This is a genomic window from Psychrobacter immobilis (genome assembly GCF_904846225.1).
Taxonomy (GTDB): Bacteria; Pseudomonadota; Gammaproteobacteria; order Pseudomonadales; family Moraxellaceae; genus Psychrobacter; species Psychrobacter immobilis_F.
Genome location: NZ_CAJGZJ010000059.1, coordinates 1 through 846 on the forward strand (window position 1 = coordinate 1; position 846 = coordinate 846).

The window sequence follows — 846 nt, forward strand, 5'->3', positions numbered from 1 at the left end:
CTAGGGCGTGTCTTCAATTCATTTTACAATGAACGATAGTACACGCTAGATAGAGCATTGACTTAAAATTACGAGCTAACTTCTCATATCTAGTAGCGATACTACGAAAGTGCTTAAGCCTTGCAAACATATTTTCAACAAGATGACGCAGTTTGTACAAATAGCTATCAAACTCTGGATTAGGCTGTTTGGCATTCTTCCTTTTAGGAACGACGGGTATCATATTATGGCTTCGAGCTTTGTCTCTGATAGCCTCTGAGTCATAGCCTTTATCAGCGATAAAGTAATCTGCTTGTCCAATCATTTCAATCAATTCACCTGCAACTTGACTGTCGTGGACTTCACCCCCAGTGATTTTAAAATTGAGCGGATATCCATCGGCATCACAGGATAGGTGTATCTTTGTAGTTGCGCCGCCACGGCTTTGTCCAATTGCTCGATCTTCATCAAGCCTAGCTCCACTTGCATGCTGATGACAGCGAACATAGCTTCCGTCTGTGAATACCCATTCTGTATCAATTTCTTTTCGTAAGCTAAAAAAAAATCCTCCCATAAGCCAGTTTTCGACCAGCGGTTGAAACGACTATAGGCTGTTTTCCACGAACATAATTCTTCAGGTATATCACGCCAAGGCGCGCCTGTGCGTAGTTTCCACAGTATGGCTTCCATGATCTCCCGGCTGTTTTGAGTTTGATAGCAGCCGTACTTTATCATCGTCGATTGCAATTGATCCCAAAGCGTATCTGTTAATGCTTTTCTTGTCATAACTTGTATTTCTCGCATCGACTCAATAGATGCGGTATTGTAACTATTATTTATGGCTTATCCAATTGAAGACATGCCCTA

The 846-nt window shown here is 41.7% G+C and carries 1 protein-coding gene; it reads right to left on the reverse strand.

The features are described 5' to 3' along the window. Window positions 1-13 precede the first annotated feature (13 nt). Window positions 14-765 (reverse strand): IS5 family transposase gene (locus JMX48_RS14005; RefSeq protein WP_413786376.1). Its coding sequence is split into 2 segments (ribosomal slippage): window positions 14-537 and window positions 537-765, totalling 753 coding nucleotides; the frame shifts between segments, so codons are not numbered across the junction. Window positions 766-846 lie beyond the last annotated feature (81 nt).